Annotated in this window: 18 protein-coding genes; 4 read left to right on the top strand and 14 right to left on the bottom strand. The window is 69.2% G+C overall.

The genetic code is table 11. The features are described from left to right. Positions 1 to 2 precede the first annotated feature (2 nt). The 12 genes from SX243_00910 to SX243_00855 form a co-directional block, all read right to left on the bottom strand. The gene (locus tag SX243_00910) at positions 3 to 911 is read right to left on the bottom strand and encodes a FecR domain-containing protein (GenBank protein MDY7091509.1); all 909 of its coding nucleotides are present in this window, start codon (positions 909 to 911) and stop codon (positions 3 to 5) included. After that, positions 908 to 2239, bottom strand: a complete 1332-nt coding sequence (locus SX243_00905; GenBank protein MDY7091508.1) for a tetratricopeptide repeat protein — start codon at positions 2237 to 2239, stop codon at positions 908 to 910. The genes SX243_00910 and SX243_00905 overlap by 4 nt, the downstream gene beginning before the upstream one ends. Further along, positions 2236 to 3621 (bottom strand): multiheme c-type cytochrome, encoded by a 1386-nt coding sequence (locus tag SX243_00900; GenBank protein ID MDY7091507.1) that lies wholly within the window; start codon positions 3619 to 3621, stop codon positions 2236 to 2238. Before SX243_00900 ends, SX243_00905 begins: the two co-directional genes overlap by 4 nt. A 2-nt stretch (positions 3622 to 3623) precedes the next feature. Then, complete coding sequence (locus tag SX243_00895) at positions 3624 to 7439, bottom strand: hypothetical protein (protein ID MDY7091506.1); 3816 nt, start codon at positions 7437 to 7439, stop codon at positions 3624 to 3626. A gap of 15 nt (positions 7440 to 7454) precedes the next feature. Further along, positions 7455 to 9530: a hypothetical protein gene (locus SX243_00890; protein ID MDY7091505.1), complete on the bottom strand. Its 2076-nt coding sequence runs from the start codon at positions 9528 to 9530 to the stop codon at positions 7455 to 7457. A gap of 1 nt (position 9531) precedes the next feature. Continuing rightward, positions 9532 to 11238: a heme-binding protein gene (locus SX243_00885; GenBank protein ID MDY7091504.1), complete on the bottom strand. Its 1707-nt coding sequence runs from the start codon at positions 11236 to 11238 to the stop codon at positions 9532 to 9534. Between the two features lie 80 nt (positions 11239 to 11318). Then, the gene (locus tag SX243_00880) at positions 11319 to 13331 is read right to left on the bottom strand and encodes an FHA domain-containing protein (protein ID MDY7091503.1); all 2013 of its coding nucleotides are present in this window, start codon (positions 13329 to 13331) and stop codon (positions 11319 to 11321) included. A gap of 117 nt (positions 13332 to 13448) precedes the next feature. Beyond that, positions 13449 to 14300 (bottom strand): hypothetical protein, encoded by an 852-nt coding sequence (locus SX243_00875; GenBank protein ID MDY7091502.1) that lies wholly within the window; start codon positions 14298 to 14300, stop codon positions 13449 to 13451. Between the two features lie 3 nt (positions 14301 to 14303). After that, on the bottom strand, positions 14304 to 16697 hold the full coding sequence (locus SX243_00870) for an NAD(P)-binding domain-containing protein (GenBank protein MDY7091501.1): 2394 nt from the start codon (positions 16695 to 16697) through the stop codon (positions 14304 to 14306). A gap of 175 nt (positions 16698 to 16872) precedes the next feature. After that, positions 16873 to 18042, bottom strand: a complete 1170-nt coding sequence (locus SX243_00865; GenBank protein MDY7091500.1) for a Fic family protein — start codon at positions 18040 to 18042, stop codon at positions 16873 to 16875. A 194-nt stretch (positions 18043 to 18236) separates the two neighbouring features. After that, the gene (locus SX243_00860; protein MDY7091499.1) at positions 18237 to 18434 is read right to left on the bottom strand and encodes a helix-turn-helix transcriptional regulator; all 198 of its coding nucleotides are present in this window, start codon (positions 18432 to 18434) and stop codon (positions 18237 to 18239) included. Continuing rightward, on the bottom strand, positions 18431 to 18781 hold the full coding sequence (locus tag SX243_00855; protein ID MDY7091498.1) for a hypothetical protein: 351 nt from the start codon (positions 18779 to 18781) through the stop codon (positions 18431 to 18433). Before SX243_00855 ends, SX243_00860 begins: the two co-directional genes overlap by 4 nt. Before the next feature lie 327 nt (positions 18782 to 19108). Between SX243_00855 and SX243_00850 the strand changes: the two genes are divergently transcribed. From SX243_00850 to SX243_00840, 3 genes are all read left to right on the top strand, one after another. Next, the gene (locus tag SX243_00850; protein ID MDY7091497.1) at positions 19109 to 20455 is read left to right on the top strand and encodes an asparagine synthase-related protein; all 1347 of its coding nucleotides are present in this window, start codon (positions 19109 to 19111) and stop codon (positions 20453 to 20455) included. A gap of 95 nt (positions 20456 to 20550) precedes the next feature. Beyond that, positions 20551 to 21552, top strand: coding sequence for a radical SAM protein (locus SX243_00845; protein MDY7091496.1), 1002 nt, complete (start codon positions 20551 to 20553; stop codon positions 21550 to 21552). Next, on the top strand, positions 21545 to 23116 hold the full coding sequence (locus SX243_00840; protein ID MDY7091495.1) for a tryptophan 7-halogenase: 1572 nt from the start codon (positions 21545 to 21547) through the stop codon (positions 23114 to 23116). Before SX243_00845 ends, SX243_00840 begins: the two co-directional genes overlap by 8 nt. 98 nt (positions 23117 to 23214) lie before the next feature. On the opposite strand, the gene SX243_00835 is transcribed toward SX243_00840, so the two are convergent. Further along, positions 23215 to 23844: a DUF1579 family protein gene (locus tag SX243_00835; protein ID MDY7091494.1), complete on the bottom strand. Its 630-nt coding sequence runs from the start codon at positions 23842 to 23844 to the stop codon at positions 23215 to 23217. 46 nt (positions 23845 to 23890) lie between these two features. Then, positions 23891 to 25186, bottom strand: a complete 1296-nt coding sequence (locus tag SX243_00830; protein MDY7091493.1) for a dipeptidase — start codon at positions 25184 to 25186, stop codon at positions 23891 to 23893. Positions 25187 to 25399: 213 nt separating this feature from the next. Between SX243_00830 and SX243_00825 the strand changes: the two genes are divergently transcribed. Continuing rightward, positions 25400 to 25918, top strand: coding sequence for a DinB family protein (locus SX243_00825; GenBank protein ID MDY7091492.1), 519 nt, complete (start codon positions 25400 to 25402; stop codon positions 25916 to 25918). The last annotated feature ends 40 nt before the right edge of the window (positions 25919 to 25958 follow it).

Genomic DNA, 25958 nt, shown 5'->3' with positions numbered 1-25958 from the left:
GCCTACCTCGGCGAGGCTCCCGGCGGTGGTTCGGGGCCGGTCTCCGGCGTCACCGAAGCGGCTTCATTCGGCGACGGGTCGTTGGCTGTGGAGCTTTCCCCACCACCGTGGCCCACGAAGTAGCCGTCGTTGGTAAAGCCATCGTTGGGGTCCTGCGGATCCCCGCGGTCCGGGGGCAGGTCGTCGACGTCGGGGCCAAAGGGCGGATCTTCCGGCACCTGCTCCGAGGGCTCGGCGAGCACCGGCGGCAGCACCCGCACGGCGGCAACGCCGGATTCGGGATCGAAGGGTGTCGGGCCGGCCGCCGGGCGGCCGCGGGAGACCACGGCAGAATCACCGGCGGTGAGGATGAGGGTCCGGCCGCCGGCCTTGGAGGTCACCTCCACCTCCCCCTCCAAGACCCACACGGTGGTGTCGCCGGAGGGCGCCACCGCCACCACCAGAGTGGTGCCCTTGACGCCGATGGTGGCGGTGGGAGTGTCGATCTCCACCAGTCCGCGGAAGACATCGGAGAGAGCCAGCCGCACCTTGCCCAGGAGCATGGAGAGGAGCGAGTCGCTCTCGCCGGTGGCGGCGTCCACCACCTGGCGGCTGATCACCATGCGGGTCTCGGCGCCCAGCTGCAACGAGCCGGCCTGGCCGAAGGTCATAGCGCCGTAGGAGGCCGGGCCGGTCTCTACGGCCATGTCCAGGAGCACCGGATCGGTCACCGCCAGAGCTGCCGCGGTGCCGCCGGCGGGGGTGCCGGTGACCTGTTCCACCACCTCTACCATCAGTCCGACTTCCTGGGCACTGGCCTCTTGAGCACCGGAGACCACCGACAGGAGGACGAGGGCCAGGGCCAGGGGCCCGAGTAGAAGGACCTTCCGGGCATCGGGAAGGAATCGTTTCGAAGAGCCGAGGACGTTCATCGCGCACCTCCACCGAGGAAGAACCAGCGTAGACCCACCGCCACCACCGTCCGTTGGTAATCGAGATCCAAGAATTGCTCCGCCACCGGCCCCAGGTCGGCGTCCCGGTCGGTGCGGGAGCCGCGGGCGGTCAGGAGCAACCGCGGCGTCACCGCCCAGGAGAGGCTGGCACCGGTGCGGGTGAGGGTGTCCTCCCGGGCCGCGTCCACCGGAAAGATGCCGAAAAGGGGATTGGATTCCACCCGGTCCCGCTCCCGCTGTTCCACCGAGCCCCACAGGGTGAGGGTCCAGGCGTTGCCCAGGGGCAGGGCCAGCTCGCCGCCGCCGCGGAACCGGTCGTCATCGAAGGCCTCGCCGGCGTCTCGCTGACCGGCGGCGGCGGTGAGGCGCAGGAACCGGTGGCGCGAGCCGAAGTAGAAGGTCTGGGCCAGCTCCGCCTCGGTCACCGTGCCGCTGGCCTCGAAGGTTCCGACGCCGTCGTCAGAGTAATCCTGCTCCGTCACCGTCGCGGACAGACGAGTGCGGCCCGCGTTGCCTTGGAAGAGGAAGAGCGAGCCGGAAACGGCGGTAGAAGTGAGCAGGCCCTCGCCATCCAGCGAATCGTCGGTGATCCGCGCCTGCAACAAGAGCCCCAGGCGGCGGTGGGCTTCGGGCACCCGCAAATAGCCCAGGGGGCCAGCGGTAAAGCCCGCCGGATCGCCGCCCCAGGCGAGACTCACGCCGCCTTGGAGGCGGGTGAAGTCGAGAAAGTCGAGGTCGTCGTAGAGCGCCTGATAGCCCTCGCCCACCAAGGCCAAAGTCCAACCTCCCTTGTCCCGCAGGGGCCGCAGCTCGATGCGCGCCCCCAGCTGGGCGACGGTGTCGGAGGTGGGGCCGTCGAAGGTACCGCGGTCGGGCACCGTGGCGCGGGAGTCGTCGGAGAGCAGCAGGGCGTTGTCGTCCCGAGCCACCGCCGCCCGCAGCTCCAGCTCCCACGGGGGCAGGGCGCCGAAGACGCTCAGGGAATCCGGCGAGGACGCCGGTGGGCCGCCTTCCTCCGCACCGTCTCCCGCCGCCCGGGCGCGCTGCAGCCAGGCGCCGGCGGTCGGGTGATCCGGGTTGGCGGCGAGGGCTTCCTCGAAGCGTTCCTCCGCTTCCTCGTAGTCGCCCCGATGGTAGGCGGCGAGGCCGAAGGCGAAGGCCACTTCCGCATTGCTGATGGAGGAGTCTGCGGCAAGGGCCGGCAGCGGCAAGGCCAGCGACCCCAGCAGCACGAGCCCTAGCAGCAACGCCGAGATAGGAAACGCCCGGGACGAAGACGCTCGGGACGAAAGGGCTTGGGATTTCATGGCGAGAGCCTCCTGACCTGGTTGGCGAGACGGGCACGGAGCGCTTCGACCTTCGCCGGTGCGTAGCGGGAGCGATCCCGGAGAGCGTCGTCGAGACCCTGGAGGGTGCCCAACAGGGCGGTGTTGGAGGCGAGCTCGGGGTTCCAGCGGAAGAGCTCGCCGGTGAGAGTGTTGGCGGCCAGGAAGAGCTGGACCTCCGTGTCGTAGCCGGCGGAAAGATTCGCCGGCCCGTCGGTGGCGGCGACGGTGATCAACATGGAGCGCACGCGCTGGGGATCCCAGCGCAAGGCCTCCAGCCGTGGAGCCACCGCCGCCAACTGCTCCGCCAACCCCCGGGCACGGCGCGCCACCTGGGCCCTCGGGGTTCCCAGGTCCGCGACCCCGGCGGCCACCGCCGCCACCCGGCGGTCCAGCTCTGCCAGGCGCCCAGGCTCCGCCGCCGAGACCAGCGGCCGCAGCGCCGCCCAGCGCGCCGGGCTCCACCGCGGCAGCCCCACCGGGCGCCGGACGCCGCGGCGCCAACGCTCTTCCTGCAAACCGTGGTGGCAAGAGTCGCAGCGCATCTCGGCGAACTCCGGCCACGGACCCGCCTCGGCCCGGCGAGCCAGCTGCTCCAGGCCGCTGCGGAAGGAAAAGAGCTGACCCTGGGCCCAGACCCGCGCCCCCGCCAGCTCCTCCCCGCGCTGGGCGGGAGGATTCCAATGGGGCGGCATGGCGGCGGCGAAATTGTCCAGCTCGAAGACCAGCGCCGGATGACCGGCGGCGATGAGCCGGTGATCGACGGTACGCTCCACGTCCCCCAGGTGGCAGCCCAGGCAGAGCTCGGCGCGCACCGGCAGCGAGCGCAGATCCGTCATCCCCGCCTCGACGGAATCCTCATACTCCCAACCGTCGGAGCGGTGACCTTCGAGCCAGCCGCCGGCGGCGCCGTGGCAGCTCTCGCAGGTGACGCCGTCCTCGATCTCCAGCCGCCCGGCGACGCGCTCCGGCGGTGGGGTGAGGGCGTGGCAGTCGAGGCATTGGCCCGCCTCGTGGGCCGCCACCAGTCCCAGATTGCTGGCGATGATCCGCGAGCGCTCCCCCAGCAGCACGTTGTAGGCCTGGGCGTGGAAGTCCTTCTGCTGCCAGGTGAAGTACTCGTTCTGCAGCACCGGGTAGGCGTCCCGGGGCACGGTACTGCCGTGGCAGACGGTGGAAGCGCAGGCGGCGACGCCAACATAGCCCCCGGGCACCGCCTCGGGCTGGCTTGCTGGCTGGCTCGCGGTCTGGGCGGGCGTTTGGGTTGCGGTCTGGGCGGGCGCCTGGGCCGCGAGGGCGAGAACGCCGATGGCCAGCAGCAGCGCCGGCAGGATCTGGACATGATGCGGGTGGGCGGCTCTCATGGTCATCTCCTCGCGGGTGCTGTTGGAACGGAGGGTGTTTCGGCGGTTGCGGCGGAGGTTGCGGCGGAGGGCTCCTCCTCCCCGGGGTCATCCCCCACGGTGAAAATCTCACCGTCGCGCAGGAAGAGGCGCTCCATCTCGGCGCGGTTGAAGGGGCGGGCGCCGATGCGGTTGAAGACGCTCACCTGGTGACCGCTCTCGTCCACCGCGCGGTCGCGGTCGAGGCCCCGGGAGAGCGCCAGCGCCTCCCCCTCGGTGGGATAGACGGCGATGAGCTGCGGCGCCGGACGCGGGCTGAAGCCCAGATAGCCGGGCACCGTCTCCGGCGAGGTGAGCTGGAGCACCTTGAGGCCGCCGGCGCCATCGGCGACGTAGGCGAAGAGGCTGGCGTTGGTGGCGCCGATCTGAACGTCCCGGGCGTCGGTGAAGCCGCTCACCACCTGATCCACCCGCGGGCTCTCGGGGCGCTCGATGTCGACCACGAAGAGCCCCCGCTCCCCCGCTGCCACGTAGGCGTAGGTGCGCGCCGGGTAGACGCTCCAGGCCTTGCCCGTCTCTTCCAGCCGGGCGGCGAGGATGGGGTTCTCCGGGTCGGTGATGTCCACCACCGACAGCCCCTCGGCGCCGGTGATGAAGGCGTAGCGGAATTGCACCGCCACCGCGGTGGGCTCGGCGAAGCCCGGCAACACCGCCGCAACCCGCGGCTCCAAGGGCTGGTTGAAATCGAGCACCACCAGGCCGGCGTCGGAGAGCACATAGACCCAGGTGCCGGCGACGGTGAGAGCGGCGGCGCCATCGAGCCGGCCCTGCGGGTTGTAGGTCAGGGCGCGCTCCAGGAAGTTGTTGCGCGGCTCGCCGTCGGTGAGGGTGGCGACGTCCACCAACACCAGCCCCTCCTGCCGATCGGCGACGAAGGCGTAGCGGTAGATGGGGTGGATGGGCTGCTCCAAAGCCTCCGGCGGCGGCGTGCGGTCGAAGGCCATGGGCATGTTGGTGGGCAGAGCGACGGCCGCAGCGTCAGCGGTGGCCACGGCGGTGCGTTGCCCCAGGGGCGAGACCGGCGCCGTCACGATGCGCTCGGAGAACTCGGCGTTGTCGATATTGGCGACATCGAAGACCTCGAAGCCGCCGTGGCCCTTGGCGGTGTAGAGATACTCGCCGCGGAGCTGGAGATCCACCACCTCGCCGCCGCCGCCGTCGTGGTGATGGCCGTGGTGCAAGACCAGGTCCTCGTCCCGGTGGTGCTGGAAGTCGTCGGGGTAGGCCAGGCGGTGGAGATAGCTGCCCAGCACCGCCTGGGGCTCCTCCCACTCGGTGACCGTCACCGCCTCCAGGCCGTGATGCCCCTCCGCCACCCAGGCGTTGTGGCCGATGAAGTTGACGAAGCCGGTGCCGAGGGTCAGCAGCTGGGCCATCCAGGCGTTGTTGTCGCCGTCCTCCGAGAGGTGGCAGTCGCTGCAGCCTTTGGTCTCGGCGCTGCGCACGGTGTGGGGCACGTGAGGATTGAACGCCTGGCTGGAAAAGCCCGGTCGCGAGATGGGCGGCTGCTGGGTGTAGAAGCGCTTGCGGTTGGCGTTGGTGGAGGAGAGCACCAGGGCGCTGGAGGAGCGCAGCGGCGCGATGCGGCCACCCTTGGTGGCGCCGTTCAAGCCCAGCATGTAGACGTCGGTGCGAATCACCTGGGGGTTGTAGCTGGCGTAGTTACGGGTCTCGGTGCCCTCGTAGTGGTTCATCTTCGAGCGCACGTTGGCCTCCTGGGGCAGGTGGCAGCCGAAGCAGGAGGTGACCCAGGAGGAGTGGCAGGAGTAGCAGGTCATGCGCTCGTCGCGGTGGGCGAGGCGCGCCGGCTCGGCTCCCAGGGCGCGGTTCACCGACGCCTCGTCGGCCTCCAGCCAGGTGCCGTCGGTGGTCATCAGCTTGGCGCGGCGGGAGCGCGGGTTGTAGCGCGGATGGCCGGGAGTCACCGTGTCCTGGACCTGCACTACCTCCCACTCGAGGTCGGGGTCGAGCATGGAGCGCTGTACCAGGGTGTCGCCGCGCCAGCGGAAGCGGCGCTGACCCCAGGGAGTGTTGGCGAGGCTCAAGTCGGTGCCACCAGCGGGAGCCGCCGGGCCGGTGGTGCGCAGAGTGGCGCGCTGGGCGGCGCTGCCGTGGCAATCGCTGCACTCGATCTCGATGGCATCGCCGTACTCGCCGTAGAGGTTGCCGTCGCCGTGGACATCCTGGGAGAAGTGGCAATCGACGCAGTGCATGCCGCGCTCCAGGTGGATGTCCTTGAGGTGCACCGCCCTGGCGAAGCGCTCCGGGTCGTCGAAGGGCACCACCTCGCCGTCGCCGTCCAGCAGGCGGCCGGCGCGGTCGCGGCTGAACACGGCGCGGAAGATCCAGCCGTGGCCGTGGTAGTCGGCGAATTGCGTGTGCTGGAGATCCGGGTTGAGCTCCGAGACCGCCGCCAGCACCTCCGGATCGCTCCACAGCCCGCGCACCACCGCCCCCTCCGGGTTGGCTTCCAAGGCGGCGCGGCGCTCGGCGGCGGTGGGGTTGCGCTGCTGCTCCGGCCACAGGTGCTCGCCGTCGGTCTCGTAATCCCACATGGTGTAGCCCAGGTAGGTGTTGACGAAGGCGTTGGGCTGGTGCATGTGGCAGCTCATGCACTGGCTGGTGGGCACCGCCCGGGTCAGCCGGTGGGCCACCGGGTGGCCGCTCTCGCCGCGGGGAATGGTGGGGTCGGCGGAGGCGCTGGTGCCGCGGTGGCCATATTCCGCCCACGGCCCGGAGTGCAGCGGCTCGCGGTCGTTGGCGTAGACCACGTGGCAGGCGGTGCAGCCGCTGGAGCGGTAGTCCCCAGGATGGTCGTTGGTGCCCAGGAAGGAGAGGTGGGGATCGTTGAGACGGGTCTTGTGCAGATTGATCACCGCCGGGCTGATGCGCAGACCGGTGCCGCGGCCACGGTTGGAGACCCGGATGTCCGGTCGGCCGGGCTCGTCGAAGGGACTGGGGTTGCCGATCTCCGGGAAGAAGGACGGCTGGAGCAAGCCGCCGCGCTCGAAGGCGCGGAAATACTCGCCGGGCTGCACCACCTCCCACCGCGGCAGGGGCAGCAGCCGCTCCACGGCGCCGCGGGCACGTTCTTCCTCGGTAGGATGATCCACCAGGCCTTGGGCGGTGCCGTCGGCGGCATAGCTCTCCCCCAAGAACGCGCTCTTGGGGCCGACGATGCCGTTGGCGTAGGCGGCGGCGGCCCAGAAGATGGCGGAGGTGGTCATGGGGCTCTTGATCACCGCGTCCACGTGGCCGTCGTGGCACGGCCCGCAGGTCTCCCCGGCCACCCGCAGATCGCCGGGGTTGACGAAGCGGATGAACTCCGGCGACTCGTCGTTGAGCAGGGTGTAGGAACGCACCGGATTGGCGGAGCTGGGCTCGCCGTCGGCACCGGCCCAGCGCTGCGGGAAGCGCGGTGCCACGTGAGCCTGCTCCCGGACGCGGCGGTAGGCCTCGGAGCCGGGCTCGTCGCCATCCGCCACTCTCGCAGAGGCATCGCCGCCGTGGCAGTCGACGCAGGAGAGCTGCACCGCCGGCGAGGCGTGCATCTTCTCCACCCCCAGGTGGCAGGAGAGGCACCCGCGGCTGCCGGCGGCGGCGGTCTCGGCGCTTTGTAGCATCAGGGGATGAGCCGCCGGCGCCGGAGGCGGCTCCGCTGTGACCACTCCAGGGCTCCAGCTCACCCCGAGCAGCGCCACCGCCACCATCAGGGCCCTGACGCCCAAGGCTAGGAGGACGGCCAGGCTACGGGAGCGCGAGCTACGGGCTGGATGCATGACGGAAGCGCCTCCTCAGAAGGTCAGGGTGAGGTTGACGAAGCCCATGTAGAGGCTGTCGTCGCTCTGGTAGATGTCTTCGAAGCCGGCGCCGGGGAGAAAGGCGGCGACTCCCGCCAGCAGGACCACGTTGTTGTTGAGGTAGGGCCGCCAGCGGGCACCCAGAGAGAGGTCCCAGCCGATCTCCTCGTCGATGTCGCTTTGGAAGAGCAACAGCTGGATGGCTTCGGTGGAGTCGAAGCGCAGATAGTTGGCGGTGGCCACCGCCTTGAGCTCGGGGGTGAGCTCCAGGTCGAGACCGGCGCTGGCCAGCAGCAGGCCGGGGTTGACGAAGTTGGGCTGCCCCTCTTCCTTCGAGCTCCGCAGGTTGGGCAGCAGACTGCCGCGGTTGACCAGGCCGGTGCCGGTGCCGGCGAGGCGGATCCCCAGACGGTTCCAGAACGAGAAACCGCCGCCGGCGAAGGCGGGGTTGTCGAAAATGGCGTCGAAGCCCTCGGCGTCGCGGTCGGTGGGGGAGTCGTCGCCGGAGGCATAGAGCAGCGACAGCTTGGGGCGATACCAATTGCGGTCGATGGAGAGCTCCAGAGCGCCGAAGAAGGCCGAGATGTCGACGTCGGAGCGGCCTGCGAAGAGATCCTCGCCGGCGATGGGGTTGAGGCTGTCCTCGCCGGTGACGTAGTACAGGGCGTGGTCGATATTGAGGCGCCCGGAGTGGCCGAAGCTGGTCCAGCCCAGGTACAAGGCCTCCACCTCGTGGGGGGTGAAAGAGCCCACCGGGTCCGGCCGCGCCAGAAAGCCGTTGCGGTCGAAGAAGAAGCTGGGCTCGTCGCGCAAATAGTGCAGCGAGAGCTGATGGGTCCAGCCCAGGGCGAAGGTGTCCTGGCGGTAGACGTTGGCCACCGCCACCTGCTGGTCGCGCAGCTCGAAGAGGTTGAGACCGCTGTTGGTGTCCTTCTCCAGCCGCTCGGAAAGATAGAGGTTGTATTGCCAGCGGTTGGAGTCGGCGTTGCCGAAGAGGCGCAGGGCGAGGTTGGTGTCGGTGAAGACGAAGCCCCGGAAGTCGCTGGAAAAGGGCTGGATGCCCACCCGCAGGGACAGGAAATCGTAGCTGGTGGAGAGGTCCGCCAGCTTTTTCTCGACGAAGAATTCCTGCAGCGACGCCCGGCCGTCGGTGCGGTCCGTGCCCTCCCGCACATCGGGCTTGACCACCGCGTTCTCCTGAGTCTCCAGGTGGTTGAGGTTCCCCACCAGGGTCGCCTTGATGCGCCAGTCCATGGGCTTGAAGGCGGTGTCGCCGCGGAAGAGCTCGGCGGAGATCACCACGTTCTGGTTGAGGAAGAGCTGGCCGTCCTCACCAAAGAATTCGATGGAGCCGGGCTCGGCGGTGGAGACGCCGGCGGGGGTGGGCAGGTTCATCCCCTGCACCAGGGTGTCGGAGATGCCGGTGAGGACGAAGAAGATGTCGTTGCCCTTCACCGGGTAGTCGCCCTTGAGGACGTTCTGGTTGTAGGGATCCCAGCGGGAGCCCTGGGCATTCAATTCGTAGGGCGGCGGCACGATGCGCCAGCGGTCGGTGAAGGCCTCGAAGCGATCTGCCGCCGGCTCGAAAGGCGGCGCGTAATCCAGCGGCGGCGCCACCAGCGGCCGCCGCGGCAGCCCTTCGCCGAGCTGCACCACCAGGGTCGCCCGAGCTTGGGCCAGGACGCGCTGGGGATCCTCCGCCGCGGTCACCGCCACCGCCACCCGGTAACCGCCGGCGGCCAGATCCCGGGGCCAGGCGAGGCGAAAGTGCCCGCGCTCGCCGACGGTGGTCTCCGCCCGCTGGGGTTCTGGCGGTGCTTTCCCTTCTTCGGCTTCCCTCTCCAGCGTCACCGTCTCCAGCATCACCGTCACCACCGAGCCCGGGGGAGCGCCGGTGACCCCCTCGAAGGTGGGCCGCGGATCGCCGCTCCACAGCAGGGTGCCGCCGTCCATCTCGAGCCGGGCCCCAGCCTTCTCCTGAGCCGCCGCCGGGAGGGACACAGCCAACATCACTACGCCCAGAAGCCCGGCTCCCAGAACCGCGAGGGCAGGATGGAAGGAACGCTTCAACTCAACCCTCCGGATTGCGCGGGAATCGCAGGAAGGGCAGGCGCACACCGCGCAGCTTGACCCGGTCCGCCCATCGATCCTCCGGCGGCAGGAAGCCGGCGGCGCCGAGGAAGGAAACGTAATCGTCCTGTTCCACGCCGTCACCGCTGATGCCCAGCCCGCCCACCAGCCGGCCGTTGCGGTAGAGGGGAATGGAGCCGGGGAAGAAGACCACGCCGTTGCGGTTGGGGCTCGCCGGGTCGAAGCCCTCGGCGCAGGGGTTGGCCCAATCGCGGCGGAAGAGATCGAAGAACGGCCCGGGGGGGGTGCCGTCGATGCCCGCCGGGTACAGCGGCTGGGCGGCGAAGCCGATGGTGCGGTTGGTCACCGCCACCCCCGGTGCCACCCCGGGCAGATTGCCCTGGCTGAACCACACAACGTTGCGCGCCTTGGCCACCGCTACGTCGATGGAGAAGACCGTGGCGTCGGCCATGCGATAGAGGCCGACGATCTCGCCGTCGAGGTCGGAGACGGCGATGACCATGCGCGCCCGATCCCCGGCGGCGTTGGGCAGGCGGATCAGCGCCCGGGTGCGGTGGGCGGCGTCGATGCTCTGGTTGACCAGCTGATCCACCTCGGCGACGCCGAGGCCGTTGCCCGCCACCGGCCCCGCCAGCCAGCCTTCCGGCGCGCAGGCCCCGTCCGCCGGGCCGAGGGCCAAGGGGGCCAGCTGAGGACCATCGGCGGCGCTATTCGCCGGGCGCTCCAGCTGGCGGACGAAGGGCAGCCGCACGCCGTCGATGAAGACCACGCCGGGGTCGGGGAGGGGATCCGGCAGCGGCGCCAGCCCCGGCACCGAGAGCGCCGCCGCCAGCGCCGCGAACTCGGCGTGGTCGGGGGGCGCACCGGGAGCCACAACCCCCAGACCGCCCACCACCGCGGTGCCGCGGTAGAGGGGAATGCCGCCGGGGTTGACCGCCACCGCGGAGGGGTCGTGCACCGGCGAGCCGTCGTGGGTGTCGAAGGGTTGGGGCTTGCCGGTCACCGGGCCGCTGCCGCAGCCGCGGTCGTCATTGGCGTCGCACGAACCACCGTTGACCACTGAGCGCGCCGGCGGCACCGCCTGACCACCAATGAAGGTCACCTGCAGGTCGCAGCCGCGGTTGGTGTTCTCGATGCCGTAGAGGGCGGCGTTGGGGGTCCGGGCCACCCCCGGCGGGAAGTGCACGCCGCTGATGAAACGCACGGTGCGGGAGGACAGGGGCGCCTGGTCGTTGGAGAAGAACGCGCCGGTGCGCGCCAGCCCCACCGCCACGTCGGCGTCGTCCAGCACCGGCCCGCCCTTGCGGTAAACCGCCAGGGGCCTGCCCAGGCGATCCACCACCGCCACCGTCATGGTGGCCTCGTCGAGGGCGCCGGCGGCGGCGCGCACCAGCGAGTCCGCCTCAGCTGCGGAAAGGGCACTCTCGCCGTTGGCGCACACCGGCGGCACCGCCGGTCGCGGATCAGTCCCGGGCCGACCAGGTCCGGGCCGGCCAGGCAAGCCACCGGGCCCGGCCGGGCCACCGATGCCCCCTGGGGGAGCGCCGGGGTCCGCCACTGCCCCACCAGGATCCTCAAACCCTCCTCCACCGCCGCCGGGATCCCCGGGACGCCCGGGGCGATGCTGGGCCAGCAGATCCAGCGCCGGCACGAGCGGCAGCGCTAGCAGCATGACAAGCAGCGGCAAGTGTCCGCGAAGTCCCGAGGCGGAACCGCTCGACGCGGAAGAGCTCGAGACGCGGGAAGGGAGCCGAGGGGGTAGGAGTCTCATCCGGGTCTCCTCCAAGGGGAAGGGCCGGCGGCGGTCACCGGTGGCGCCGGCCGAGAGAATTCGGTGCGGTGATATCCGTGGCATTGGGCGCAGGCGAGGGCGCCGCCCCAGGCCGCCGGGCCACGGTCTTCGGCAAGGCTTGCAGTGGGCGAGGAGCCCGCGCCGTGGCAGCCGCGGCAGGCGGCGATGCCGGGCATCAGCACGTCGGCGCTGGCTTCGCTGGTGGCGGCATCGGGATGGCAGGTGCTGCAGGCCACGTTGCGGTGGCCCAGGTGGGAGAAGCGGGCGCCGGGCATCCAGCGCTCCGGAATCGCCGCCGGAGCCACCGTCGGCAGGGGCACGGCGTCCAGATCCACTCGATGACAGAAATCGCAGCCGGCACGGAAGAGAGTGCGGGCGGCGTCGGCTACCTGGCGGTCCACCCCCGGCGGTAGCTTCTGCCGGCCACCGCCGGTGATCACTTCCAGCCGCCGATCCCGCAACGAGACGGCGGCGTCCGGGCCCCACTCGCTGCCGCTGTAGAGACCCAGCAAAGAGTCCACCACTTCCCGCGGCGTGCTGTGGGGGGCTTGGCGGTCGGGCAGTCGCTCGTCGAAGCTCAGCCGATGACAGCTCTGGCAGTGGTTCTCGAAGCTCACCGGCTGCATCCGGCCGGTGTCGTCGTCGGCGACGTGACAATCGCCGCACACCAACGCCACCGGCCCGTCGGGACCGCGGAGGGTCTGCGCCGGCGAAGCCCCGGTTGCCTCCTGCTGTACCCGGTGCACTCGGTGGCCGAAATCCACCGTGCCGGGATCGGCCCCGGCGGCTTCCGCCACGGACAGCCGGCGCGGTCCCTCCTCTCCTCCCGAATCCGACCGGGACGCCGGCAAAGTGACCACTAGCTCGGGGTGATCGCTGGCGAAGGAGGTCACCTGCGGTGTGACGGTAGCGTTGGGCACCACCGCTGAGAGCTCCCGGTGACAGGGGGTGCAGTCGGCGGCAACGGCGCGGCGCACCAGGTCTTGGCCACGATGCTCGGGGTGGCAGGACGCGCAGGCGGGGGCCGCCGCCGCCGAGGGGCTGGAGGCCAAGGCGGCGGCGTGGGGCTCGCCCTGATCGCCGTGGCAGGCGACGCAGCCATCCTCCACCGCTGCCGGCCCCCGCCAGGGACGATGGCAAGCGGCGCAGCCACGGGTGGCGATGCGGCGGGCTTCGCTGTTGAGAAAGGCACCGCCGGCAGCATTCTCCCCTGGGGCAGCGGCCGGGGCGGTGTCCTCGGCGACGATGAGGGCGTGGGCGCTGGAGATCCCCGGCATCAGGGGGCGGTGGCTGCCAGCGGCGAGGGCCGCCACCGTGATCAGGGCGACGACGGTGAGGGCGACGGTGAGGGCTCCCTTGGTCCACCCCGGTCGGGCCAGGGAGTAGGCGGCGGCATAGTCCACGGCCTCCGGCGGGGCCGGCGCCAGTGCTGGCTTGACCGGTGCTGGCTTGACCGGTGCTGGCTGGGTCGGTGCTGGCTGGTCCGGAACTCTAGGCGACGGCGTTGGGGCCGATGGCCGCTCGTGCCCGGCGGGGGCGAGCTCTTCCGGTGCGGCGGACCCGTCGGTGGGGTTCACCGGGACCTCGAAGGTGGCGGTATCCAAAGCCTCGTCGGTCGCCTTCTCCCGAGGCTCCGCCGGCGCCGCGGCCTCGACGGCACTCTCGATGGGGGAGAAGTGGACGAACAGGGGATCTTCGGGGTGGGTGACCTGGAAACGCAGGCGGTAGCCGCCGATCTCCACCGTGTCGTCCCCGCTCAGGGTCTCTCGCTCCACCTGCCGGCCATTGCGGTAGGTGCCGGTGACGCTGCCGCGGTCCACGAGCACCCAATGCTTGCCCTCTCGGCGGATTTCCGCGTGCTCCAGCGCCACCGCGGCATCGTCCAGGCGCACGTCCGCCGCGGCGCCGCGGCCGATGGTGAGGCTGTCGCCCTCCACCGTACGCAGCAGTGTGCGTTCGCCCACCAGGCGATGGATCAGGAAGGTCATCGGGCTGCTTTTTTCAGCTATCTTTTGATGTCTTCTCTCCTCAAGGTTTCCTGTCGGGGGCTTTCCAGAGACAGTGCCGGCATCTGACATGAAGGCCTCCGGCCATCGAGGAAGTCCTCATCCCACACCCCATCCCCGGTAGTACAAGGCCGCCACTCCATGGCCCAGGGCGAGCACCAACAGCACCAGCGACAGGGGCAGATGGAGCCATAGCCAGGCGTCCAGGAGGTTGCGGTAGCGCTGCTGGTAGGTCAGCCGCTGATGGAGCTCCTTGTGCTGGCGCGAGAGCACCAGAAGCCGCCGCAGATCCTCCCGTTCATCCTCCGCCACCCGCCCCAGCAAGCTTTTCCACGCCGCGTCGTCCACCGCCGGCACCGCTGCCCGCCGGCGCCGGGGCGGGCTGAAGACCGTTCGCCATCCGGCCATGGCCCGCGGGCGGCTCTCTTCCACCAGCCCCACCTGCACCCGCCGGAAGGTCGCCGATTTACCCTCCGCCAGCCGCGCCATGGAAGCGGCGATCTGATTCAGCCGCTCCGACAGCTGGTCGACGGTGAGGTTGCTCTCCACCTCGCTCAAGAGCCGCGGCACGGTGGTGTAGAGCAGCGCTCCCAGAAACCCCGTCACCACCACCGCCGCCAGCACCACGAGAGTCGCCGTCGCCAGGCGGTCCTGAAAGCGAAAGCCGGAGTGGAAGAGGGCCACCACCAGGCTCAAGAACCCAAGATAGACGTGAGCCTGGAGCCAGCCTTCCAAGGTGCCCAAGGTGCTGCGATAGGAGCGTTTGCGCACCCCGAACCAGAGCAGCACCAGGATCACAGCAAGGGTGGCGAAGCCCAGGATCAGGCCCGGCACCGAGCCGCCGTGGGCATAGCCGCTGCGGCTCATCCAGACGTAGAGGGCCGTAAGGATCACCAAGATCACCAGCGCCCGGCGGCGCCAGCGGCGGCTTTCGGGGGTGGTCAGAAGCACGGCTCAGAGCTCTCCCTGGCGCACCACCAGATCCTCCAGGGTCTGCTGGTATTGATCCGGCGTCAGGCGGATGGCAGCGCCGGTGGGACAGCTGCGGACGCAAGCGGGACCGCCGGAGAGGTGGGCGCAGAGGTCGCATTTCACCGCGACCTCGCGGCCCTCGTCGGCCTCCGCCGCGGTGCTCGCCGGGAAGCCGAAGAGCTGGCGCAGCCAGTCGAAGGGGCCGAGCTCCGAGCGCGGATGAACCATGAAAATATTGCCGTAGGGGCAGTTGGCCTCGCAGTTGCCGCAGCCGATGCAATTGCTCTTGATCTGCACCTCGCCGCGAGCGTTGCGCACGATGGCGTCCGGCGGGCAGTCGAGCATGCACAGGGGGTTCTCGCACTGCCAGCAGGAATTGGGGGCGAGGAGGTTGTAGATCTTGATGCCGGTGAGGGAGAGCCGCGCCTGGCCGTCGTCATGGACGCCCTCGCAGGCGTGGATGCAGTTGTCGCAGCGCACGCATTTGTACTCGTCGATGATCAGCGCGTCGGTGGCGATGACCACCTCCTCGCGGATCAAATCGGTGAGAATGCGGCCGGCGCCGGGGGTCGCCTCCGCCGCCAGGCTCGCCACCCGACGCTCCTCGAGCTTGGCCAGAATCTCCTCCGCCATACGCGGCCGCTGGTCGAGGAAGCGCTGGATGTCGGAGCGCCGCAGGCGGATCAGCTCGCAGGGGAAGATGGTGGCGACGCTGGCGCTACGGTGGGCATCCGGCAGCAGCGCCACCTCGCCGAAGAAGTTGCCCGCCACCAGGTAGGCGAGGATGATCTCGCGGTCGGCGGAGCGTTTGGAGACCTTCACCATGCCGCTGCGAATCAGGTAAAGGGCCTCCGCTTCCTCGCCCTCCTCGAAGAGGGTCTGGTCCTTGTCCACCGACACCACCTCTGCCCGGGCCACCAGCGACCACAGCTCGCCGTGGGAGATGCCGGGGAAGAGATAGCCTTGGAAGGCGCGCACCAGGAAGGTGCGATCCACCGTCTCCTTCACCGCCGGCGACACCGCCAGCAGCTTGAGCATCGCCTTGCGCGGCACCTCGATGAGGCGGCAGCCCTTGGAGATCACCGTGGCGTTGCGGCGGCGGTTGGAGATCAGGCTCATCTCGCCGAAGAAGTTGCCGGCGGAAAGATCCACCACGTGGCGGTCCTCGGTCGCGCCCTCCGCGCGCACCCGCACCTCCACCTCGCCATCGGCGATGATCAGGAAGCTGTCGGTGTAATCGTTCTGCCGTACCACCACCTCGCCGGCGGGGAGGTCGTGGGTCTCCACCGACAAGAAGAGCTCCCGGAGGTCGCTCTCGTCGGCGTCGGCGAAGAGCGGAATCTCCTCCTTCAGCTGCGCCAACCGCTCGCTCACCGGTCCCCGCCACCATGGCAGACGGGCCTTGAGCAGCTCTTCGTCGGCGGGCTCCACCGGCTGGCCCAGCAAATGCTCCACCGCCTCGTAACCCTGGTTGAGGCTGAGCTTGATCAGATCCCGGCCGGTGACCGCACCGACCAAATAGAGCCCCGGCACCGTCGATTGGTAGCTGCTGTCGAGGGCCGGCCGGGCCTCGCGGCCCCCGCCGGTGAAGCGCACCCCCAACCCTTCCAGCCAGCGCCGCGGAGGCACCGCGCCGAGCATCAGGTAGACCCGCTGGGCGGGCACCCGGTAGTCGTCCTCGGCCCCCGCCAGCGTCACCTCATCGGCGCCGATAGCGCTGACGGTGGTGGAAAAGTGGATGGTCAGGTCGCCGCTGGCGGAGCGGGCCAGGGCTTCCCGCTCCAAAGCCTCTTTGGCGCGCACGATCTCCGGCCGCCGCACCACCAAGGCCACCCGGTTGCGGTCCACCAGGGCGAGGGCGACCTCCAGCGCCGAGTCGCCGGCGCCCACCACCACCACGTCCTCGCCCTGAACCTCCGCCGGATCTACCAGACGGTGACTGACGTGGGGCAGCTCCTCTCCGGGCACGCCGAGGGAACGGGGGTTGCCCTGGGTGCCGATGGCCAGCACCACGTGGCGGGCACGGTAGCGGCCACCGGCAGCGGTGGCGACGGTGAACTCGTCGTCTCCACGCTCCAGGGACGTGACCTCCTGGCCGAATTCCGCGGCCAGCTCCAGGTCGTCGGCGGCGCCCCGCCATGCCCCCAGCACCGCCTCCCGGGAACCAGCCTCGAAGGGAATCCCGGGATGCAGCGGCACCGCCGCCGGCTCCGCCATGACGTGCTTGCGTTTTTGGTAGGAGTGGACGGTGTCCGCGAGGTGCTCGGCGCGCTCCAGCAGCCGGTAGTCGAGACCGCGATGCCGCGCCCGCGCCGCCGCCGCCAGCCCGGCGGGACCCGAGCCCACGATCAGCAGATCGAGACACCCATTGGACAATGGAGCCCTTTCCCCCCGCGGCCAGCACCACCAGTGCCGAGCACAGGGCGCAAAGTAAAGAGAAACTTATCTTTCAGTATGGCCGAAGGGGCTCAGAATTTCAAATGATTCAGCGGCTCCGAAGAGCCGCCCCGCACGTCTAGCAGCCCGTGGGTGCCACGGCTGGAGTTGCCGTTCACCTTCCCAGCTCGGTTCCTTCCCGCAGGCGGTCGACGTATCGCTGATAGCAGAAAACCCGATCCCGCTTGGCGCCGGTGGTTTCCACCAACACCTCCAGGTTCTGGAGGATCTCCACCGCCTTGGCCGCGGTGGGGCGGGTGGTCTCCAGCAGCTCGGCGGCCCGGGCGATGGTCACGATGGGGTGCCGGGGAAGCTGCTCGACTAGCCGTAGTGCCGGCAGCGTCGTGGAGGAGCTCTGCAGGACTCGCATGCGATCGGCGGCGACGCGGGCCACCAGGTGCCGCACCGTGTCGGTGGCCTCCTCGGCGACGGCGGCGACCCCTTCGAGGAAGAAGACCACCCACCCCTCCCAATCTCCCCGTTGTCGCACTCCGTCGAGGCGCTGGTAGTAGTCCCGGCGATGACGCTTGAAGTACAGGCTGAGATAGAGCAGCGGGCGGGATAGCAATCGGTACTGCTCCAGCATGAGGGTGATCAGCAAGCGCCCGATGCGGCCATTGCCGTCGAGGTAGGGATGGAGGGTTTCGAATTGCACGTGCACCAGCGCGACGCGAACCAGCGGCGGTAAGGAATCGGCTTCGTGGATGTAGTCCTCCAGCCGGGCCAGCAACTCCGGCAGGAGATGGGGTGGCGGCGGTACGAAGGCGGCGTTCCCCGGCCGCGTGCCCCCGACCCAATTCTGGCTGCGGCGGATCTCTCCGGGCTGCTTGGTGGCTCCCCGAACGCCGCGCATCAGGCGACGGTGGGCTTGGTGCAGGAGCCGCATGGAAAGCGGTAGCCCACCCTCCCGATGCATTTCATCCCGGGCGTAGGCAAGAGCCTCAAGATAGTTGCAGACCTCCTCTACGTCGGCGGCGGCACCGCCGGAGGAAGCGTCCGCCTCGTGGCTGAGCAGATCGAGGAGGGTGGCCTGGGTGCCTTCCACCTGGGAGGAGAGCACCGCTTCCTTGCGCACGTAAGCGTAGACAAACCACTCCAGCGACGGCACCAAATCCGCTGCCAGCTCCAGCTGCCCGAGGGCCGTCCGCGCCCGCTCCAAAGCCTCCGCCATCTCACCGGCGAGCTCCAGCGGCGGATCCGCCGGCGGCAACGGGAAAGGCACGAAGGCACGCACCTCTTCCCCCGCGGTGGTGGTCTGCTCGTAGGATTCGGTGATGCGCGTCATGCTGAGCTCCCGCGAGCGACGCCCACCAGGGACGCCGCTGACTAAGAAAGAAGCCTTTCATAAGCCGGGACAAAAAGAAAGCTGACTTTCTTAGCCGGCGCATCAAGGAAAGTCTGCTTGCACGCACTTCCGCCCGAGGCGCGCCGCAATGGGCCTCGGGCGGAGAGAGGTAGGCGGGGGAAGTGGAGAAGGGCTCAGCCTTGGTGGTCGAGGAAGATCTCCTCGATGGGCTGGCCGAAGACGCGGGAGATCTTGAAGGCCAGGGGGAGACTGGGGTCGTATTTGCCGGTCTCGATGGCGTTCACCGTCTGGCGGGAGACTTCTAACTCTTGGGCGAGCCGGGCCTGGGTCCAGTCGCGCTCGGCGCGCAATACTTTCAAGCGATTCTTCACCGGTAGCGCCTCCAGGCCAGGACGGTGCCGAGAACGTAGAAAACCGCCATCACCATGGTCGCGTCGTCGAACTCTCCCACCGGGGCTCCCAGGCGCTCGAGCACCTCGTAGCCTCCGATGACAAAGAAGGTCCCACCCCAGCCCAGCGCCAAAGCTTGCAGCTGGATCAAGCGCTGGAGCTCGTCAGTCTCGCGCAGATAGCGCGCGTAGGCCAGCATGACACCGGCACCGAAGAGGAAGGGGAGCGCCGCCAGCAGCCAGGCCAGCGGCCCTTCGGTGACCACGCCGCGCTTGGTCAGCTGACTGGCGGTGGTGAAGGCCACGGCCCAACCGAAGAAGATCCACATCACCCATCTCAGATTACGCCGGTCTCTGGGTGTCCTATCGTCGCAGCGGGCCCAAAAGGACTCCTTCCGCGGCTCGCTCAATTCGTTGCTGGTCTGGTTCATCTCGACATCTCCTGAAGTTTTGGCACTGTCGCGCTCCCTTTTCAATTAGTCGCGCCTCCTTGACACCAAGAAATGTACATGGACGGCGACATTATGTCAAGTGCTCTTGTCATAAAGCTCCTCGGCACGGTGCGCTGCACGTCACCGACCCACCCGGCAAGCCAGCACGCCGGTTCGGGTTCCAGAGCCTGCATTGAGGCCCTCCAGGTGGTATCTTTGCGCCTTATGAAGAGACATCCATCGGAGACCCACAAGCCCGTCGCCCGAGTCCTCGACCTGGTGGATCCGGCGAGCCAACAGATTTGGAATATGAGCCCGGACGAGGCCCGCCGCCGGATGGTGGAAGGGGGCACCGCGGGGGTCGAGGAGATCCAAGGCTCCTTCGCCCTGTGGGCTCGGGATGGCGAGAACGTGGTCATGGCCCGCAGCCTCGACCGGCCGCTGCGCTTCTTCCTGGCGAAGGAGAAGGACGGCCCCATGCTGCTGGTCTCGGACCGTATCGACCGCATCGCCGAGGCCCTCGGCGAGATGGGCTACGGAGATCAATTCCACCCCTCCTACACCCGCATGGTGCCCGCCCACCACGTCACCACCCTGCGGCTCATCGGCTGCCCCGACCCCAATCCGGTGCACCGACGTTTCTTCGACCCGCCCTCCGCCACACTGCCGGAGAATCTGGACGTCATCGGGGAGCGCTATGTAGGAGCACTGGTGCAGCAGGTGCGGGGCTGGCTGCGGAGCGTGCCGGAGGACGAGCCCCTGGGAGTCCTCTTCTCCGGCGGCGCCGACAGCGGCGCGGTGCTGCTGACGATTTATCACCAGCTGCTCGAGCTGGGACAAAGCCCGTCGCGGCTCAAAGCCTTCACCCTGGCGGCGGGCAGCGGCGGGGAGGACCTGACCCAGGCGCGGGAGTTCCTGCGCCGCACCGACCTGGAGATGCTCGGCGAGGTCGTCGAGGTGCCGGCGGAGGAGGTGGACCCGCTGGCGGCGGTGGCGGTGATCGAGGATTACAAGCCCCTGGACGTGGAGTGCGCCGCCGTGGCCCTGGCGCTGGTTCGGGGCATCCGCCGACGCTATCCGCAGTGGCGCTGGCTTGCGGACGGCGACGGCGGCGACGAGAACCTCAAGGACTACCCCATCGAGGAGAATCCCGAGCTGACCATCCGCAGCGTGGTGGGCAACTCCATGCTCTACCAGGAAGGCTGGGGCGTGCAGGCGGTGAAGCACTCCCTGACCTACTCCGGCGGGCTCTCCCGGGGCTGCGTCCGCGGCTGGGCGCCTGCGCGGCGGGAAGGCTTTTGCACCTTCAGCCCGTTCACCGCCCCGGCGGTCATCGCCGTGGCGGAAGCCATCCCCTTTGACGCCCTATCCAGCGGCGACCACCAGCGGCTCTACGGGCTCAAGGGAGAGGTCCTGCGCCGGGGCGTCCAGCGGGTGCTGGGCATGGAGATGCCGATCTTCGCCAAGCGGCGATTCCAGCACGGCGCGGTGGATGACTCCGTCGCCCGCCGCTTCGACGGCTCCCCCCACCGCTACCGTCGGCACTTCCTGACCCTCCACGCCCCTCAGTGAGGCCTCCCTCGGTAGCGGGCAGGGGCCTCGGCAACCCGGGACTCGACGGGAACGGCCTCAGGGCGACTGCGCCTTCTCCCCTCACCACCCGGCAGGTGCGCTCGCTGCGAGGCCCCAAGGAGGCGGTGGATCCCTGGGCGGCACCGCCCATCACCATCGAAAGCGAGCGCCTGCCTGCCGCCGGCGGCCTCCCGGCCCGGGCGGTGGAGGCCCTCACCGTCTTTCTCCACGGCGCCGAATGCCCCTTCACCTGCGTCTTCTGCGATCTCTGGCGCCACACCCTGGACACTCCGACACCTCCCGGTGCGCTACCCCGGCAGCTGGAGCTGGCGTTAGCTGAGGCAGCAAGGGCCGGCCCACTGCCGGAGCTGATCAAGCTGTACAACGCCTCCAACTTTTTCGATTCCCGAGCGGTGCCGGAAGAAGACGACGAACCTCTTGCCAGGCTGTTGGAGCCCTTCCTTCGGACGCCCGACTCACGGGTCGTGGTGGAGTGCCACCCGCGACTGGTGGGGGAGCGCTGCCGCAGCTTCGGAGAGCGAGTCGAGGGACGGCTCCAGGTCGCCCTGGGAGTGGAGACAGTGCACCCTGAGGCCCAACCGCGGCTGGGCAAAGGGGCGAGCCTCGACGACCTGCGGGCCGCCGTCCGGCGACTACGCAGCTGGGGGCTCGGCTGGCGCGCCTTCGTGTTGGTGGCCGCCCCCTTCGTACCGGCGGAGGAGGACTTGGAGTGGGTCGCCGCCAGCGCTCGCTTCGCCCTCGACGAGGGTGCGGAGCACATCGCCCTCATCCCGGTGCGCGGAGGCGACGGGGCCTTGGAGGAGCTGGCCCGGCGGGGCGAGTTCCACCCGCCGAGCCTCGGGCAGCTGGAGCAGGCTCTCGACCGCTGCCTGGAGCTCGCCAGCGGTCAGGGTGTCATCCGCCACGGCGCCTTCCGTCAGGGCGCCGAGTCCGCCGTCACCGCCGACCTGTGGGACCTGGAACGCTTCTCCTCCTGCCCCTCCTGCCTGTCGCGGCGGCGAGAGCGGCTGGAGCGGATCAATCTCTCCGGAAGAACGGAAGCTTCGATTCATTGTGAGGATTGCAGCCATGGCTGACGCCCCCGCCGTCGTCACCCCGGGCACCGAACGGCGCTGCGACGTCGCCATCGTGGGCTCCGGCTTCGCCGCCTCCATTCTTTCCAGGACCCTGGTGCGCCAAGGTCTGCAGGTGGTGATGTTGGAACGGGCCAGCCATCCCCGCTTTGCCCTGGGGGAGTCGTCGACCCCGCTGGCGGCCCTGTCCCTGGAGCGACTGGCCCGGCGCTGGCGGCTGCCGGACCTCTACGCCCTCGCCGCCTACGGCCGCTGGCGCAGCACCCTGCCGCACCTGCGCCGGGGCCTCAAGCGGGGCTTTACCTTCTACTCCCATTCTCCCGGCGTACCCTACGCCAACAGCCCCGACAACGATCATCGGCTGCTGGTGGCAGCGAGCCCCAACACGTCGGTAGCGGACGCCCACTGGCTACGCGCCGACGTCGACGCCCACCTGGCCCTGGCGGCGGCCCGGGACGGCGTCGAGCTGTGGGAGGAGACGACCCTCGACGGCATCGAGCCCACCGCCGCCGGCCTGCGCCTTCAGGGGGAGAGCCACCGCCGCCGTTTCGCCCTCACCGCCCGCCAGGTGGTGGACGGTAGCGGCCGCGCCGGCTTCCTGGCGAGCCAGGGGGTGGTCCAGGAGGTACCGCCGGACCGCCACCACAGCCTGGTCTACAGCCATTTCCGCGGCCTGAAGCCGTTTCCTCCGCTGGCCCAGCAGGCCGGCGCCAGCTGCCAGCCCGGGCCCTATCCCGACGAGGCGGCGGCGTTGCATCATCTGCTCGACGAGGGCTGGATGTACGTGCTGCCCTTCGACCACGGCGTCGCCAGCTGCGGCCTAGTGCTGCGCGAGCCTGCCGAAGGAGAGAGACCCGAGGAGATCTGGCAGCGGGTGCTGGCTCGCTACCCCACCCTCGCCGCCAGTTTCGTCACGGCCGAGACGGTCCGCCCCCTGGAGCGGGTGGTGCAGCTGCCCTATCGCCGATCCGCGGCAGCGGGAGACCGCTGGGTGCTGCTGCCCCACAGCCTAGCCTTTTCGGACCCGCTCTTCTCTACCGGCATGGCCTGGAGCCTGCTGGCGGTGGAGCGGCTGGCGGACCTGCTGCCGAAGATGCTGGCCGGCGAGGGGGACGGGCGGGAGTACGGGCGTCTGCTCCATCGCGAGGCGGACCACATCGAAGCGCTGGTGCGCGCCGCCTACGCCGCCCTGCCGGACTTCGAGGCCTTCACCGCCGTCACCTTCCTCTACTTCGCCGCCGCCAGCTTCGCCGAATCCCGGCAGCGGCTGGTGCCGGACCTGCCCCGGCCAGCCTGGGAGGTCTTCCTGGGAGCGGAGGATCCGGTGCTCTCGGGGCTCCCGGAACGAGCCTGGGAACGCCTTGGAAGTGGCCCCGGCGACGAGAGCTTCCGCTCGTGGCTGCTGGACGCCATCGCGCCCCGGGATGTTGCCGGGCTGGGAGACCCCCAACGACTCAATCTCTATCCGCTGGATCTCGAGATCCTCGTGCAGCGGGCGGAGCTCTTGGGCTTGACCCCCGACGCGGTGCGGGCCGCGCTGCCCCGGCTGCGGGGTCAGCGCTCGTAGCCGGCGGCAGAAACACCTCGGCCGGCCCTAGGAGGTCTACTCCCCAAGGCCGGCCGTGGATCGCTCCGGAGCTTCCGGAGCCGCTGAAGCTGCCGAGACTACTGGCGCTCGTAGACGATTCTCATGGTGCGGTGCATCTCACCGTCGGGACCGGGCTCGAAGAATTCAGCGATCTCTTTGTCGGCACCCTCGTGGTGGCTGACGATTCTCATGGTGCGCATCTCGCCGTCCATGGGGCTGGGCACCTCGCCCTCGAAGACCATCTCTTGCTTCTCCGCGTCCCAGGTGCCGGTCATGGTGACCAGCCCGGTGCTCATATTGTCGGTCCAGGTGCTCCACCAGGTGTCGGTGACGTTGTTGTAGCCGGTGCGGCCCAGGCCCTCCATGGGCATGCCCATCATCGAGGCGCTGACCTTCTCTTCCAGCACTCGGCCGCCGAGGGTCATGGTGCGCTCGGCGGTGCCTTCGTTGATCATGGGCTCGGTTCCGGGAGCCATCCAGAGCTCGAAGGTCAGCTTCCAGGACCCCGCGCTCTCCGCCAGCATCTCATGGGGCTCGCCCGGCGTCATGGCTGCCTGCATGGCCGCCATCATCTCCATCTGCTCCTCGCTCATGCCGGGCATGCCCTGCCCTTCCATGGCGCCTTCCGGGGCTGCGTCCTGAGCCAGGCCGGGTAGCCCCGCGAGCACGATCAAGAAGGTCAGGGTCCACTTCATTACGCTCTTCATAGCGCTTTCTCCTCATCTAGGCTGTTGGTACCGTCTCTGGAGAATTCTACCCCGCGGACGGAGATTCCGCATTCGCCCCCTGCAGCTCCTTCGCCTTGGCCTCCACCTGCTCCCACACCCGTAGCGAGTTGCCGCCGAGGAGCTTGCCCAAATCCTCCTCCGAATAGCCCCGCTCCAACAGCACCCGCACGAGGTTGGGGTATTGGGACACGTCTTTCAGCCCCTCCGGCAGCGTCGGTCCGACGCCGTCATAGTCGGAGCCGATGCCCACGGCGTCGATGCCGGCGATCTCCACCACGTGATCGATGTGATCCGCCACGTCCTCCACCGTCGCCAGCTGTATGGGGTTCTCGCGGCGATAGGTCTCGATGAACTCCTGCACCTCCGGCGCCCCGCGATCGAGACCGTGCTCCTCCATGAAGGCCCCCACCTTCGCCCAGACCTCCTGACTCTGGCGGTTGGTGGTCTCGGAGATGAAGGCCGAGCCGAAGTTGATGTGGATGACCCCGCCCTTTTCCGCCAGCAGCCGGATCATGTCGTCGTCCATGTTGCGCTCGAAGCCGGGGGTGAATTTGCGGCAGGAGGAGTGGGAAGCAATGACCGGCGCCTGGCTGAGCTCCATCACCTGGTAGAAGGTCTCGTCGGAGACGTGGGAGATGTCCACCATGATCCCCAGCCGGTTCATCTCCGCCACCACCTCACGGCCGAAGGGGCTGAGCCCATTCCACTGCCGCTCGGTGCTGTAGGAGGAATCGCAGATCTGGTTGTTCTCCGAGTGGGCGAGGGTGATGTAGCGGACGCCGCGGTCATAGAAATGCTGGAGATTGGCCAGGTCGTCCTCCACCGGCGCGCCGTTCTCGATGCCCAGGGGCAGAGAGATCTTTCCCGCTCGGGAGTTCTCCCGCACCGCTGCCGGCGACGTGGCGAGGGCAAATTTGTCCGGAGCGTCGGTGACGAAGCCCTCCACCATGTCGATGAGCTCGTCCGCCACCTCTTTGGCGCCGCCGGTCTTCTGATAGCTAGCGGGTACGTAGATGGACATGAACGGAGCGTCGAGACCGCCGGCCTTGGCGCGGGGATAGTCGAAGTCACCGCTCTCGGTGGCCCGGGAAATATCCGCCGGCGTTTCGGTCAACCGGTAGGGAACGTCCACGTGAGTGTCCACCAGGATCATCTCTTGGGTCAGACGCCGAGCCTTGGCCTCCAAGTCCTCCGGCACCTCCGCCGTCGGCAGCTCCTCGCTGGACTGGGATGCTTCGGGCCCACAGGCGGAGAGGGAGAGAGCCAAGAGCAGAAAGAGCGAGCAGGGGATACCTGGGAGAGAGCGGAGTCGGCGAGTCATGGGAGTCTCCTTACGGTGGAAGGCCGGCGAGCGCGGCGGGGGTTCGACCGGAGAGGCTACCACGAGCCCGCCCCGGCCGAGCCGGCGCGATGGAGGTCCAGGAAGCGAGGCCGGCCCGCGGACAGGACCGGCTACAGAACCACACCGGAACGCAGTACTATCTTCCTCATCGCGTCCCCGACCCTCAGAACCCAACGATCCGGAGAGATCGCCATGAACCGTGAAGCCAGTGCCCCGTTCCTGACCCAGCCCGCCGCTCCTCTGATCCTCCAGCTGAGGTTCAACGGCTTTGCCCTTGCCGCCAACCTCGAAGGATTGAGCCACCGGGAGGGTCTGGTGCAGCCCGCCGGTGGCGGCAACTGCCTGAACTGGGTCGTGGGCCATCTCTTGGTCTCCCGCAACCGGATGCTGGAGCTAGTGGAACAGCCGGAGATCTGGGACTCCGCCACTCGCCAACCCTATGTTCGCGGCAGCGCGGCGATCACCGACGACGGAGACGGCGTGCTCTCCCTGGAGCAGCTGCTGGCGGATTTCCAAAGCTCCCAGGCCACTCTGCTCGAAGCGCTGGGAGCCCAGACTCGTGACGAGCTCGCCAGCCCCGCTGTCGGTGTCAATGGTCGGGAAACGGACCGGCTTTCGGCCCTCGCCGAGCTCGTCTTCCACGAGGCCTACCACGTGGGGCAGACGGGGCTTCTGCGGCGTATCGCCGGCCATGACGCGGCGCTCTCCTGAGCAGCGTCGAGGGAGAGTCGATTCCGCGACCGGTCGCTCA

It is taken from the genome of Acidobacteriota bacterium (assembly GCA_034211275.1).
Taxonomy (GTDB): domain Bacteria; phylum Acidobacteriota; class Thermoanaerobaculia; order Multivoradales; family JAHZIX01; genus JAGQSE01.
Note: the sequence above shows the minus strand (reverse complement) of the source record. Positions and strands in the feature narration are given on the sequence as shown.

Coding starts and splice junctions, on each gene's coding strand:
- SX243_00825 (MDY7091492.1), top strand. CDS start 25,400: ATGAACCGTGAAGCCAGTGCCCCGTTCCTGACCCAGCCCGCCGCTCCT.
- SX243_00900 (MDY7091507.1), bottom strand. CDS start 3,621: ATGAGAGCCGCCCACCCGCATCATGTCCAGATCCTGCCGGCGCTGCTG.
- SX243_00865 (MDY7091500.1), bottom strand. CDS start 18,042: ATGACGCGCATCACCGAATCCTACGAGCAGACCACCACCGCGGGGGAA.
- SX243_00850 (MDY7091497.1), top strand. CDS start 19,109: ATGAAGAGACATCCATCGGAGACCCACAAGCCCGTCGCCCGAGTCCTC.
- SX243_00910 (MDY7091509.1), bottom strand. CDS start 911: ATGAACGTCCTCGGCTCTTCGAAACGATTCCTTCCCGATGCCCGGAAG.
- SX243_00905 (MDY7091508.1), bottom strand. CDS start 2,239: ATGAAATCCCAAGCCCTTTCGTCCCGAGCGTCTTCGTCCCGGGCGTTT.
- SX243_00840 (MDY7091495.1), top strand. CDS start 21,545: ATGGCTGACGCCCCCGCCGTCGTCACCCCGGGCACCGAACGGCGCTGC.
- SX243_00835 (MDY7091494.1), bottom strand. CDS start 23,844: ATGAAGAGCGTAATGAAGTGGACCCTGACCTTCTTGATCGTGCTCGCG.
- SX243_00855 (MDY7091498.1), bottom strand. CDS start 18,781: ATGTGGATCTTCTTCGGTTGGGCCGTGGCCTTCACCACCGCCAGTCAG.
- SX243_00830 (MDY7091493.1), bottom strand. CDS start 25,186: ATGACTCGCCGACTCCGCTCTCTCCCAGGTATCCCCTGCTCGCTCTTT.
- SX243_00880 (MDY7091503.1), bottom strand. CDS start 13,331: ATGACCTTCCTGATCCATCGCCTGGTGGGCGAACGCACACTGCTGCGT.
- SX243_00895 (MDY7091506.1), bottom strand. CDS start 7,439: ATGCATCCAGCCCGTAGCTCGCGCTCCCGTAGCCTGGCCGTCCTCCTA.